This window comes from Haloarcula halobia, from assembly GCF_029338255.1.
Classification (GTDB): domain Archaea; phylum Halobacteriota; class Halobacteria; order Halobacteriales; family Haloarculaceae; genus Haloarcula; species Haloarcula halobia.
Genome location: NZ_CP119787.1, coordinates 3,179,226 through 3,191,428, shown reverse-complemented (window position 1 = coordinate 3,191,428; position 12,203 = coordinate 3,179,226). Strand labels below are relative to the sequence as shown.

Sequence of the window (12,203 nt, the reverse complement as noted above, 5' to 3'; positions counted from 1 at the left end):
TCGGTGGGAAAGTCCCTCGAGACGTGCTGGCGGGGGTCGGCAGAACGGGCGCGTTCGGTGGCGGCTTACTGCGCCGTCGGGGCGGTGTCCTCGCCCAGCACCTGTTTGACCTGCAGGGCGGCCGAGGCGGCGATGCCCTGGGCGAGTTCGTCTCGTTCGTCCGACGTGATGCCCGAACTCTCGGCGTCTTCGGGCCGGTAGTCCGCGCTGACGACGGAGCCGACGGGCGGCTGGACCGCGATGGTCGCCCGCGGGCCCGTCTCGCTGGTGTGAATCTCCGAGCCGACGACGAACTCGCTGGGGAGCAGGTCGCGGGTCCGGGCCGCGACGCTCGCCAGGTCCTTCCGGAGCTGGTCGCGTTGCTCGGCGGTGAGCGTCACTTCCTCCGTCTCTCCACCGAACGGCGAGTTTCCATACATGGACGTTCTCCCATACTTAGGGGGTGGGGTACTAAAACCCGGTGGCTTCCCAGCAGCGCCGAGACGCCCTGCCGCGCCGGCATCCGGCGGTCGACGCGACGAGGGGTGCGCGGGCGCCCGTGACTGGTCCGACCCCGCGTGTCGTCACGGCAAAAAAGCCCTCCGGTTCCCTGTGGAACACTCCCACGACCCAAAGGACCTTTGTCCCCCAGCCCTCTACTTACGGCCATCCAAATGTCGCGTAGTCCCTCGCTTCCGGAGCGACCACGGTTGGAGCTCGACCCCGACATGACACCCGACGAGCGTCTGGAGGCACTCCGGCAGCACTTCGCAGAGATCGTCCGCGTCAACGAACAGCTCACAGAACAGCTCGACTCCGCCCGGAACCGACAGGCGGACCTCACCGGCCGGGTCGAGAAACTCGAGCGGGAAAACGAGACGCTGAAGACGTCGTCGCTGTACGTCGCGACGGCCGAGGAACTGACCGACGACGGCGTCATCGTCAAGCAACACGGCAACAACCAGGAGGTCCTGACGGAGGTCTCGCCTTCGGTCCGGGACGACCTCGAGGCCGGCGACCGGGTCGCGATCAACGATTCCTTCTCCATCAAGACCATCCTCGACCCGGAGACCGACTCGCGGGCCCAGGCGATGCAGATCTCCCAGTCGCCCGACGTCACCTACGACGACATCGGCGGTCTCGAGGACCAGATCCGCGAGGTCCGCGAGGCCGTCGAGGCGCCGCTGGTCAACGCGGCACAGTTCGAGACGATCGGCATCGAACCGCCCAGCGGCGTGTTGCTCCACGGGCCGCCCGGCACCGGCAAGACGATGCTCGCGAGGGCGGTCGCCAACGAGACGGACGCGACGTTCATCAAGATGGCCGGCTCGGAGCTCGTCCGGAAGTTCATCGGCGAGGGTGCACGCCTCGTGCGCGACCTCTTCGAACTCGCCGGCGAGCGCGAACCGGCCATCATCTTCATCGACGAGATCGACGCCATCGCCTCGAAGCGCACCGAGTCGAAGACCTCCGGGGACGCCGAGGTCCAGCGGACGATGATGCAGCTGCTCTCGGAGATGGACGGCTTCGACGACCGCGGCGAGGTCCGCATCATCGCGGCCACCAACCGCTTCGACATGCTCGATCGCGCCATCCTGCGGCCGGGCCGGTTCGACCGCCTCATCGAGGTGCCCAAGCCCGACGCCGCGGGCCGCGAGCGCATCCTCGAGATTCACACCGAGGCGATGAGCCTCGCGAACGAGGTCGACTTCGCGGCGCTGGCCGACGAGACAGACGGCCTCTCCGGGGCCGAACTCACCTCGCTCGCGACCGAGGCCGGGATGTTCGCCATCCGCGACGACCGGACGACCGTCGCGTACGGCGACTTCCGGGACGCCCTCGAGAAGATCCGCGAAGAGGAAGACGAGAACACCGGCCCCATCGCCTTCGTCTGACGGCGACCGGGGGACGGCAAACCAGTGTGGGAACACAAATTTATACGCCACCTCGCTAGTGGCAGCCGTGGAATCACCGTTCGAGATTCTCGGCGTCGACCCGGACGCCGACGACGCCACCATCGTCGACGCCTACCGCGATCGGGTGAAGGAAGTCCACCCGGACCAGGGCGGGTCGGCCCGCGAGTTTCGGATGGTACAGACCGCCTACGAGCGTATCCAGGCGGGCTATCGACCCGGCGACCCGGTCCCCGACCCCGACCCGGCGGCCCCCGCGGACCCGGCCGGGACGGACGAGGAACCCGACACCGAACCCGCGGAGCCGCCGGAACCCGAGGGGATCCGGGTGGAGTATCTGGACTACGAGGCCGTCGTCGACCGGGGGTGGTCGCTCGAGGACCCCGACCTCTTCGAGCGGGCGGCCGACGCCGACCTGGAGGCGGCCGCGTACGGCGAGTTCCGGGCCAGCGAGGACCAGACGCTGCTCGAGGCCGCCGAGGAGAGCGGCCTGCACTGGCCCTTTGCCTGTCGCGGCGGCGCCTGCACGAACTGCGCGGTGGCCGTCGTCGACGGCGAGATGCCGTCGCCGGCCAGCCACGTCCTCCCGCCGGACCTCTTCGAGCGGGGCATCCGGCTCTCGTGTATCAGTGCGCCGGTCTCCGACGACATGAAGGTGGTGTTCAACATGAAACACCTGCCGGAGGTCGCGGAACTGCTGTTGCCCGCCAGCCGGTTCGAGCAGGCTCGCTCGCCGGAGTGACGCCGCGCGTTTTAAGCCGCCCCACCCGGTAGCGCCTGCCATGACAGGGGCGGGACAGACGAGACGGGCCGTCCTCGCGGCCGCCGGCACCGCCGTCGTCGGATCGCTCGCGGGCTGTCAGTCCGGGTTCGACCCGCTGGCCTCGACGGCGCTCGACGAGCACGCGGCCACGCAGTTCCGCCAGGGGCCGCTGAACCAGGGCTACCAGGACCGCACGCTACCCGCCGCCGTGACGGAGGCGTGGTCGGTGCCGACGAACCGGGGCGACCACACCGCCGCGAAGGGGAGTCCCGCACCGACGCCGGACGGCGATATCGTGCTCGCCGACGACACCGGCCGCATCCGTCGGCTCTCGCCCGGCGGCGAGGTACTGTGGTCGACGACCATCACGCAGGCCACCCGCGGGAGTCACGGGACTCCGGTCGTCGCCAACGACACCGCCTACATCGGCACCTACGACGGGGCGCTGTCGGCCATCGACCTCGCGACCGGTCGCCGCCGGTGGCGCACCGAGCTGGGCGACGCCATCGGCGCGAGTCCGACCTACTACAACGGCACGCTGTTCACGGCCGTCGAACACGCCGCGCCCAGCGGGAGCGTCGCGGCCGTCGACGCCGCGACCGGCGACGTCCAGTGGCGCGACAGCTGGCCGACGAACCACCCCCACTCGACGGTGGCGCTGGACGTCGACGGGAATCGCCTGCTCTTTGGCTCGAACGACGGCCACGTCTACGCCTGGTCGTTCCCCGACCTCGAACGGGCGTGGTCCTACGACACCGGCGGCGACGTGAAAGCGCCCATCCCCATCGCCGACGGCGTCGCCGTCGTCCCGTCGTGGGCCGCGACGGTGACCGCGCTCGATATCGAGGACGGCTCGGTCCGCTGGACCTTCGAGACCGGCCAGGACAATATGTGTGCCCCGGCCGTCCACGACGGCACCGTCTACGTCGGCAGCCACGACGACAACGTCTACGCCATCGACCTGGAGACCGGCGAGGAAGAGTGGCACTTCGAGACCGGCGGCTGGCTCATCGGCAGCGTCGTCGCCACCCCCGACCACGTGCTGGTCGGCTCGTACGACACCCACCTCTACGCGCTGGACCGCGCCGACGGCAGCGAGACGTGGCGCTTCGAAGGTCGGGGCCACGCGACCAGCGCGCCGCTGGTCACCGACGAGGCGGTCTACTACGCCGAACGGGCCGTCGAGGGCGAGGCGAGTCGGCCCGGGATGTGCTACAAGCTGGTGCCGGCGTGAGGCTACGGCGCCCGAACCGCCAGGAGCTGGCTGTCGTCGTCGTGGCCGGGGTTCGTCCGGAGATACGCCGTGTCGCCGGCGACGACGGGCGGCCCCGCAGGCGTACCGAGTTCGAGTCGCCAGCGGCGCGTCCCGTCCGCCGTCGCGAGGGCGGTGAGTTCGCGCCCGTGACTGAGGTAGACGGTATCGCGGCCGATAGTCGGCGTCTGCACCGATTCCGTGACCGGGTACGTCCAGGCGGTGCTCCCGTCAGTTGCGTCGAGCGCGTGGAGGCGCTGGTCCGCGTCGGTCGGATTCCACGCGCCCACGTAGAGCGTTCCATCGGCGTAGGCGGGCGTGGTGAGCGTCGTTCGTGACGGTTCCCAGTCCCACTCGACGCTCCCGGACGCGGCATCGAGCGCGAACAGCCGTCCGGCCCCCGACCACTCCGAGTCGCCCTGGTCGACCGAGACGTTCGGTTTGAGAACCGAGACGAAGACGCGCTCGGACCCGGCGACGACGTGGCCAGTGAGGTACCAGCCGTCGCCGACGTCCAGTTCGGCGGTCCACTCGTCCTCGCCGGTCGCTCGCGCCACCGCGTGTACCTCCCGCGTCGTCCGGTAGTTCTCGTTCGTGTCGAACGTGAACACGCGGTCGGCGGTGACGGCCGGTTTCGCCCAGTCGGTTCGCCACGTCGGCCCGTCCGCGATGTCGACGACGTGGTGGCCGAGCGTCGCGGTCCAGTCGACGTCGCCGGTCGCCGCGTCGCACGCGACGACCCCGCGGTTCGAGGCGATGTAGATCGACCCCTCGCGGACGGTCGGACTTATCGGCGGATGCTCTCCGGACGAGGCCGTGATTCCCTCGTCCCGGACCCAGGCCTGCTCACCCGTCTCCGTACCGAGCGCGTGGAGTCGGACAACGTTCCCCGGTTCGCGGCTGAGCACGAACACGCGGTCCTCGGCGAGCGCGGGCGCCCAGCGTATCGGCGGGAGGTCGCTGTTCGACCATCGTTCCCGCCCGTCCACGGTCCCGAGCGAGAACGCGGCCCCGTCGGTCCACGCCTCGGTCAGGTAGAGGTCGTTCTCGACGACGGGCGGATACACCGGCCGGTCTCCGAGTGCCCGCCACGCGATCTCGCCCCCGTCCCGTGGCCCCGTGGCGTCCGATGGGTGGCGCGTGTTCCGGCTGTCGTAGGCGACCTGTGGCCACGTCCCCTCGGGAATCCCCCCGGTCGACTCTGTCGACGCACCCGGCGCTGCCAGACAGCCCGCTAACCCGCCGGTGAGGAGACCACCCGTCGTCGCCAGGAGGGCTCGGCGGCGCATACGGGGTAGTGACACACTGACGGTATCGGCCTTGTGGTCGGTCAAACTCGGCTTTCGCCTTCTGGACCCGCCACCCCTCTCCCAGTTCGACCCTCCGAACGGCCCCCGTTCGGGACGCTCGACCCGGGACACGTCGGCGAAGCGAAACCCCTTCCCTTCCGGGTCGTCCACCAACGGCTATGAGCACGATTCGGGTCGTCTGGGGGACCGCCCACGGCCCGACCGAACTGTCCGCGTACGACGCCGCCCTGGCCGCGGCGGGCGTCCACAACTACAACCTGGTGGCACTCTCGTCGGTCATCCCCGCCGGGCCGGACATCGAGGTCGCGGGGACGGCACCAGACCTCGGGCCGCCGGGCGAGGCGCTAGAGGTCGTCCAGTCGGCGGCGACGGCGGCACCGGGCGAGCGAGCGGCCGCCGGCATCGGCTGGGCGCGGACTGCCGACGGCCCCGGTATCTTCTACGAGGTCGATGGCGAGGACCCCGACGCCGTGCGCGAGGAGATCCGCGAGGGCCTGGCGGCCGGCCGGAGTCTGCGCGAGTGGGACTTCGTCGAGGAGACCGTCCACGTCGAGTCGGTCGCGCCCGCGGACGATTTCGCGAGCGCCGTGGTGCTGGCCACGTACGGCGAGAGCCACCCGGTCGTCTGAGCGACACCGCTCCCGTGCGGGTCGGCGTCTCCTCGCGGCGGGAGACGAACGGCGTCCCGGCGCGCTCAATCGCCGATCGCTTTCTCGAACACCGGTCCCGGGTCGGTGCTTTGCGCGGGGTCACACACCCGGAGCGCGCCGTCGCCGCGAAGGTAGACCTTCCATCCCAGAACGGAGCACTGCAGCAGTGCGGGGCGGGTCGACGGCGGGGTGGTCTCCGAGAACAGTCGGTCGACCGACTCCAGGTCGATCTCTTCGTACAGCGGGGCGAGTTCGAGTGGCGCGACGTCTTCGGCGGCCGCGACGGCTTCGACGATCGCTTCGGCCGGGCTGTGTCCGGTGTCGCCGCCGAACCGCGTCGCGACGACTGGGGTACAGTCACACCGAGGTGACGGTTCCGAATGTTGCATCTCTCTAGTGTAGGAATCCCACAATATTAAAGCCACATTGAGATGCGATATCAGTGTCCGCGCCCCCGTGGGCCGGTATCCGGACTCCCGCCCGCGTGCCTCTCGTGACCGGTCGACGGCCCCACGCCCGAACGAGACGGCCCTGTCAGTTCAGACTCGCGAACTCGTCTAAGTACTGGGCGTAAGTGTCGAGCGCCGACTCGACCGGTTCGGGGCTGGCCATGTCGACGCCGGCGTCCCGAAGCAGTTCGAGGGGGTACTCCCGGGAGCCGCTCCGCAGGAAATCAATGTACCGCTCGGCGGCGGGCTCCCCGTGTTCGAGGATGTTGTCGACCAGTGCCACCGCGGCCGAGATGCCGGTGGCGTACTGGTAGACGTAGAACGCCCGGTAGAAGTGGGGGATGCGCATCCACTCGCGGGCGATGCGGTCGTCGAGCTGGGCGGGGGCGTAGTACTCCCCCTTGAGGTCGGCATAGAGGTCGTCCAGGCGGTCCGGCGTCAGCGGCTCGCCGGCCTCGGCCATCTCGTGGGTGCGGTGCTCGAACTCCGCGAACATGGTCTGGCGGTACAGCGTCGAGCGGAACCGTTCGAGGTACTCGTTGAGGACGTGCCGGCGCAGTCGCTCGTCCTCGACGGTGTTCAGGAGGTGGTGGGTCAGCAGCGTCTCGTTGACCGTACTCGCGACCTCTGCGACGAAGACCTCGTAGCCCGAGTAGACGTAGGGCTGGGTCTCGCTGGTGTACTCCGAGTGCAGCGAGTGGCCCAGTTCGTGGGCCAGCGTGTACATCGACTCGACGTCGTCCTGGTAGTTCAGCAGGATGAACGGCTGGGAGTCGTAGGTACCCCCGGAGTACGCCCCCGATTGCTTGTGTTTCGTCTCGTAGACGTCGACCCAGCGGGAGTCCAGTCCCTCCTCTAGGCGGCTCTGGTAGGCGTCGCCCAGCGGGGCGACGGCGTCGACGACGTACTCACAGGCCTGCTCGTACTCGATCGTCGGTGACTCCTCTTGGACCAGCGGGACGTAGAGGTCCCACATCCGCAACTCCTCGACCCCGAGCGCCTCGCGCTTGAGGTCGGCGTGGCGGTGGAGGGTGTCGAGGTTCTCGTCGACGGTGTCGACCAGCGTGTCGTAGACCTCCGCCGGGACGTTGGGCCCGTCGAGTGCGGCCTCGCGGGCGGTGTCGTAGTTGCGCGCCCGGGCCATCTTGACGTCGGTCTTGACCGAGTTCTTGTAGGCCGCGCCGACGGCGTTGCGGACCGTCCCCCACTCGTCGTAGAAGGCCTCGTAGACCCGCTGGCGGAAGTCGCGGTCCGGGTGCTTCTGGAGGGTGGTGAAGTTGTTGAGCGTGATGGGCTGGTCGCCGCCCTCGGGGTCTTCTCGCGGCTCCTCGCCGCTCGAACGGTCCGAGGCGCTTCGCGCCTCGCTATCCTCGACGGTCGGGAACTCCATGTCGGCGTTGGCGAGCATGTTGTACACCTCGCCCGGTGCGCCGGTGACCTCCCCGAGTTCGGCCAGCAGCGACTCGACCTCGGCCGAGCGGGTGTGGTTTTTCATCCGCAGGACGTCGTCGAAGTAGTGGTCGTACTCCTCTAAGGCGGATTCCTCGTCGATCAGCGCGTCGATGTCGCCGTAGTCCAGTGCCTGCAGTTCGGGTTCGAGAAACGAGGCCGCGCTGCTGGCGTCGGAGGAGAGCGACTGGGCGCGGGCGGTCAGGGCCTGATAGGTGTCGTCGGTCGTATCCTCGTCGCGGCGCATCCGTGCGTAGGCCGCGACGTTCGAGACGGTCCGCATCGTCTGCTCGTAGGTCTCGAGGGTCTCGAGCAGGGTACTGGCGTCCTCTGTTGCCCGTCCCTCGTAGGCCGCGAGGTCCTCGACCAGCGACTCGGCCTCCTCGAAGGCGGCCTCCCACTCCTCGTCGGAGGCAAAGAGACTCTCCAGGGACCACTTGTACTCTTCGTCGACCTCGCTGCGTACGGGTACCGAACTCATGGCCCGGAGTAGGGTCGGCCCGGAAGTAAGCCTTTCCAGACTACCGCTCGATGCCGTCGAGGACGCTGTCGGCGACCCGGGCCCCGGCCCGGCGCTCCGCGCGCAGGTCGGCGAACACCTCCCGGGCGCTCGCGGCGGCCTCGGGGTCCGTCTCGAAGGTCACGTCCGGGTACGCCACGCCGGTCAGCACCAGCGGATACGCCGGGGCGGGAGCGACGCCCTCGGGCCCCGGTAACGGGTCGGAGCCGAGGACCCGGTCGACCTTCGCCGGCGGCGCGTCGCCGCGAGCGATTTCGGCGACGAGGCCGACCACGCGCCGGACGAGCTGGCGACAGAACCCCCCGGCTCGGAGCCTGACGACGAGGAAGGGGCCGTCTCGCTCGAGCGCTCCCCGGAGGTTGCGGACGGTCCCGGACTCGTCGGGGGTGAGATTGTGGAAGTCCTGCTCGCCGGTGAGCGCGTCGAGCGCCGCCCGCGCCAGGCCCTCGTCGGCGTCGGGCGCGTAGAGGTGGTACGCGTACCGGCGCTCGGTGGCGTCGTGTGTCGCGTGGAAGTCCGTGGGAGCCGGTGCGCGGGCCCACACCCGGACGCTCGCCGGGAGTTCGCTGTTGAACGCGGCCGGCGAGAGCCACTCGGGGGCCGCGAAGGCGACGGTCTGGGCGACGGCCGAGACGCCGGCGTCCGTGCGCCCGGCGGCGGCGTACCCCTCGGGCGTGTCGCCGTCGGTCACGCCGAGGCGGTCGAGCGCCGACAGGAGTCGCCCTTCGACCGTCTCGACGTCGGGCTGGCGCTGGAAGCCGTAGTACGGCCGGCCGTCGTAGGCGACGCGGAACGCGCGCATCGACGGCCTTTGGCGGGCAGGGCACTTGTGCCGTCCGGCTCTCGCCCGGCGAGAACGGCGGCGGGGTTTATTGCCGTCCCGACTGACCCCCGACACATGGAGTCGTCCGCCGAGGAAGGCACCGAGTTTCCCCGCCCGCCCCTGGAGTTTACTGACCGGGCCGGCCACGACATCCGGATCAGCACCTACGAGGGGGGGCAGGACCCGCTCGCGGAGATGTACCTCGACTACGACGACGACTCGCGGGCACAGGGGCTCCCGCCGCGCGGCGAGGCTCAGATCCGGGAGTGGCTCGACGACCTGCTCGCGGAGGGGCTGAGCGTCGCCGCCTGGCACGGGGACCGGATCGTCGGCCACGCGGTGCTGTTCCCGTACGACGAGACGGCGGAACTGGCCATCTTCGTCCACCCCGACTACCAGACCATCGGCATCGGCTCGCGGCTCATCCGGGTTCTGCTGGGGTACGGCCAGGCGAACGGGCTGGACCACGTCTGGCTGGCCGTCGAGCGGACGAACCTCGTGGCGATGAACCTCTACAAGTCGGTCGGGTTCGAGACGACGGTCCGGGACCGGGCCGAACACGAGATGGAACTCGAGATGTGACTCACTCCGCGAAGTCCTCGAACGTCGGCCGGTCGTACTCACCCGGGAACTCGGCGAGCGGCACGGTGGTCTGTTCGCCCTCGTCCATCTCCTTGAGCGTCACCTCGTCGTTCTCCAGGTCCTGTTCGCCGACGATGACGACCGTCTCGGCGTTGATGCCGTCGGCGTAGCCCATCTGGGCGCCGAAGGAACGGCCGGCGACGTCGCTCTCGACGACGTGGCCATTCTCGCGCAGCTCGCGGGCGATCCGCGCGGCGGTCGGCCGGGTGTCGCCGACCTGCAGGACGTAGTAGTCCGTCGTCAGTTCCTCCTCGGGCCAGACGCCGGCGCGCCGACAGAGGAGGCCGAGCGTGGCGTGGCCGGGCGCGAACCCGACGGCCGGCGTGGGTTGCCCGCCGAAGCCCTCGATGAGGTCGTCGTAGCGGCCGCCGCCGAACACCGAGCGGGAGACCTCCCCGGTCGAGTCGAAGCACTCGAAGACGACGCCGGTGTAGTAATCCAGACCCCGGGCGGTCGTCAGCGAGAGCGTCAGGTGCTCGCGGACGCCGAAATCCGCCGTCGCCTCGAGGACGGCCTGGAGGTTCTCCGTGGCCTCACGGACCGCGTCCGAGCCGGTAATCTCGGCCAACGCGTCGAGTTCGTCCTCCTCGACCTGGAGCATCTCGTCGAACTTGTCGGCCTGGCCGTAGTTGAGGCCCGCCTCGACCAGCAGGTCGTGGTACTCGTCCTGGTCGACCTTGGCGCGCTTGTCGACCGCGCGGATGGCCTCGCGGACGTCCACGTCGGCCTCGAAGGACTCCAGCAGGCCGGCCAGGATGTCGCGGTGCGAGACGCGAATCTCGAAGTCCTCGCCGGAGAGGCCGAGGTCGGTGAGCATGTCGACGGCGACGGCCAGGATCTCGGCGTCAGCGGCGGGGTCCGACGACCCGAAGATGTCGACGTTGGTCTGGTAGAACTCCCGGAAGCGGCCCTGCTGGACCTGCTCGTAGCGCCAGAACGGCCGGGTCGAGACCCACTTGATGGGCTTCGAGAGCTCCTGTTGCTTGGCGACGACCATGCGGGCCACCGTCGGCGTCAGCTCGGGAGTCATCGCCACGTCGCGGCCGCCCTTGTCCTCGAAACTGTAGAGCTCCTCGACGATCTCCTCGCCGCTCTTGTCGACGTACATCTCGGTCGGTTCCAGCGCCGGCGTGCCGATCTCACGGAAGCCGTAGCGGCCTGCCGTATCCTCGAGCGTGTCCATCACCCACCGACGGGCCTGCATCTCCTCGGGGTAGAAGTCGCGAAAGCCCTTGACGGAGTCGTACATGTCGCGGTCTACAGGCACCGTGCGCTTGAACCTGTCCGTTCGGTCCGGACGCCGGCGACCGCCCGACCCGGGCCGGTCAGGTGCGGCCCCGGACCCGCGACTGGGTGTGCTCGGGGAACACCGACGTCACGGCGTCGGCGCCGTACTCCTCGGCGAGCAGCGCTCGCAGTTCCACCTCGTAGTCGCCCTGCTGCAGCTCGTCGCTCGGTCCCGTCTCGACGTCGAGCGAGGCGGCGGCCATGGCGTCGATGGCCCCGCGGCCGACGCCCGCCAGCGGCGCCAGGTAGGCCACGTCGAAGCGGTCCTCGACGCTCTGGGCGAACGGTCGTTCGACGGTCGGTACGCGGTCGTCCCGGCGGGTGCCGTCGGCGACGGCGTCGAGCGCGTCGGTCCACTCGCCGGCGGCGACCGTCTCGACGGCGTGCTCGTGGACCTGCTGGATGCCGTTGCGCGGAAAGCCGTCGTCGTGCATCCGGTCGACGGCCTCGCGGGCGACGGCAGGGTCCAGTTCGACCGTCTCGTGGTCGAAGCCGACGCTCGCGGCCGCCTCGCGTGCTGGTTCGGGGTCGACGATCCCGAACGTGCAACTGACGAGCGTCACGTCGTAGAACCGCTCTACCAGGAGGGCGGCGAGCGTCGAGTCCTTGCCCGCGCTGTACAGCAACCCACAGCGCATCTACCGGCGCTTGATGTCGAAGCTCTTCGAGTCCGGCGTCAGCTCCGAGAGCAGCTGTTTCATCTTCTCCTCGTCGATCTGCTCGCCGAGGCGGCCGGCCCGGGCCAGGGAGACGATCTGCTGTTCGACCTGCTCGCCGATCTCCGGCTTGGACATCTTGACGGTGTTCAGTCGCTTCCGAGCGCCATCCGAGAGGTGCTGGCGAAGGATGGCCTTCTTCTGGGCCTCGGCCTGCTCCTGGGCGGCCTGCTGGGCCTCGGCGTCCCCCTCCTCGCTCTGTTGCTCTTTGAGCTGTTCCATCTTCTTCTGGCGGAGTTCCTCGAGCTCTTCCTCGCTTGGGTCGCCACTCATGACTGGTTAGATGTACTGGAGTCGGGCGGAAAACAATTTCGGGAGTAGCGAGGGTCTGAGCGAAGCGAAGCCCCTCGGTGACTCGAGCGGGGAGCGCCAGCGACCCGCGAGAGCCGGCGGTGCTGTCGGGACGTTGCAGTCTGAGCGAAGCGAAGCCCCTCGGTGACTCGAGCGGGG

Annotated in this window: 13 protein-coding genes; 5 read left to right on the top strand and 8 right to left on the bottom strand. The window is 69.5% G+C overall.

Going from position 1 to position 12,203, the window contains the following annotated elements:
• Nucleotides 1–65: 65 nt before the first annotated feature.
• A complete protein-coding gene (locus P1K88_RS16835) occupies nt 66–419 on the bottom strand; it encodes a DUF5811 family protein (RefSeq protein ID WP_276411380.1) in 354 nt (117 codons plus the stop codon).
• A gap of 234 nt (nt 420–653) precedes the next feature.
• Between P1K88_RS16835 and pan2 the strand changes: the two genes are divergently transcribed.
• The 3 genes from pan2 (at nt 654) to P1K88_RS16820 (ending at nt 3,889) form a co-directional block, all read left to right on the top strand.
• Nucleotides 654–1,874, top strand: a complete 1,221-nt coding sequence (gene pan2 / locus P1K88_RS16830; RefSeq protein WP_276411379.1) for a proteasome-activating nucleotidase Pan2 — start codon at nt 654–656, stop codon at nt 1,872–1,874.
• A 67-nt stretch (nt 1,875–1,941) separates the two neighbouring features.
• Nucleotides 1,942–2,634, top strand: a complete 693-nt coding sequence (fer, locus tag P1K88_RS16825) for a ferredoxin Fer (RefSeq protein WP_276411378.1) — start codon at nt 1,942–1,944, stop codon at nt 2,632–2,634.
• Between the two features lie 40 nt (nt 2,635–2,674).
• Nucleotides 2,675–3,889 (top strand): outer membrane protein assembly factor BamB family protein, encoded by a 1,215-nt coding sequence (locus P1K88_RS16820; protein WP_276411377.1) that lies wholly within the window; start codon nt 2,675–2,677, stop codon nt 3,887–3,889.
• Between the two features lie 2 nt (nt 3,890–3,891).
• On the opposite strand, the gene P1K88_RS16815 is transcribed toward P1K88_RS16820, so the two are convergent.
• Nucleotides 3,892–5,196, bottom strand: a complete 1,305-nt coding sequence (locus tag P1K88_RS16815) for an outer membrane protein assembly factor BamB family protein (RefSeq protein WP_276411376.1) — start codon at nt 5,194–5,196, stop codon at nt 3,892–3,894.
• A gap of 179 nt (nt 5,197–5,375) precedes the next feature.
• Here P1K88_RS16815 and P1K88_RS16810 point away from each other — a divergent pair, with 179 nt between their 5' ends.
• Nucleotides 5,376–5,846 carry a pyruvoyl-dependent arginine decarboxylase gene (locus P1K88_RS16810; protein ID WP_276411375.1) on the top strand — a complete coding sequence of 157 codons (471 nt, stop codon included), beginning with the start codon at nt 5,376–5,378 and terminating at the stop codon, nt 5,844–5,846.
• A 65-nt stretch (nt 5,847–5,911) separates the two neighbouring features.
• On the opposite strand, the gene P1K88_RS16805 is transcribed toward P1K88_RS16810, so the two are convergent.
• The 3 genes from P1K88_RS16805 to truA all read right to left on the bottom strand — a co-directional run bounded on the left by P1K88_RS16805 (nt 5,912) and on the right by truA (nt 9,087).
• Nucleotides 5,912–6,256: a HalOD1 output domain-containing protein gene (locus tag P1K88_RS16805; protein WP_276411374.1), complete on the bottom strand. Its 345-nt coding sequence runs from the start codon at nt 6,254–6,256 to the stop codon at nt 5,912–5,914.
• A gap of 145 nt (nt 6,257–6,401) precedes the next feature.
• Nucleotides 6,402–8,246 carry an oligoendopeptidase F gene (gene pepF, locus P1K88_RS16800; protein WP_276411373.1) on the bottom strand — a complete coding sequence of 615 codons (1,845 nt, stop codon included), beginning with the start codon at nt 8,244–8,246 and terminating at the stop codon, nt 6,402–6,404.
• A gap of 40 nt (nt 8,247–8,286) precedes the next feature.
• Nucleotides 8,287–9,087: a tRNA pseudouridine(38-40) synthase TruA gene (gene truA, locus P1K88_RS16795; RefSeq protein ID WP_276411372.1), complete on the bottom strand. Its 801-nt coding sequence runs from the start codon at nt 9,085–9,087 to the stop codon at nt 8,287–8,289.
• Between the two features lie 96 nt (nt 9,088–9,183).
• Between truA and P1K88_RS16790 the strand changes: the two genes are divergently transcribed.
• Entirely contained in the window at nt 9,184–9,690 is a 507-nt protein-coding gene (locus P1K88_RS16790; RefSeq protein ID WP_276411371.1) for a GNAT family N-acetyltransferase, read from the top strand.
• A 1-nt stretch (nt 9,691) separates the two neighbouring features.
• Here the strand turns inward: P1K88_RS16790 and hisS are convergent, their stop codons facing one another.
• From hisS to P1K88_RS16775, 3 genes are all read right to left on the bottom strand, one after another.
• Complete coding sequence (gene hisS, locus P1K88_RS16785; RefSeq protein ID WP_276411370.1) at nt 9,692–10,999, bottom strand: histidine--tRNA ligase; 1,308 nt, start codon at nt 10,997–10,999, stop codon at nt 9,692–9,694.
• Between the two features lie 76 nt (nt 11,000–11,075).
• Entirely contained in the window at nt 11,076–11,675 is a 600-nt protein-coding gene (locus tag P1K88_RS16780; RefSeq protein ID WP_276411369.1) for a DUF7411 family protein, read from the bottom strand.
• Nucleotides 11,676–12,026, bottom strand: a complete 351-nt coding sequence (locus P1K88_RS16775; RefSeq protein ID WP_276411368.1) for a DNA-binding protein — start codon at nt 12,024–12,026, stop codon at nt 11,676–11,678.
• Between the last annotated feature and the right edge of the window lie 177 nt (nt 12,027–12,203).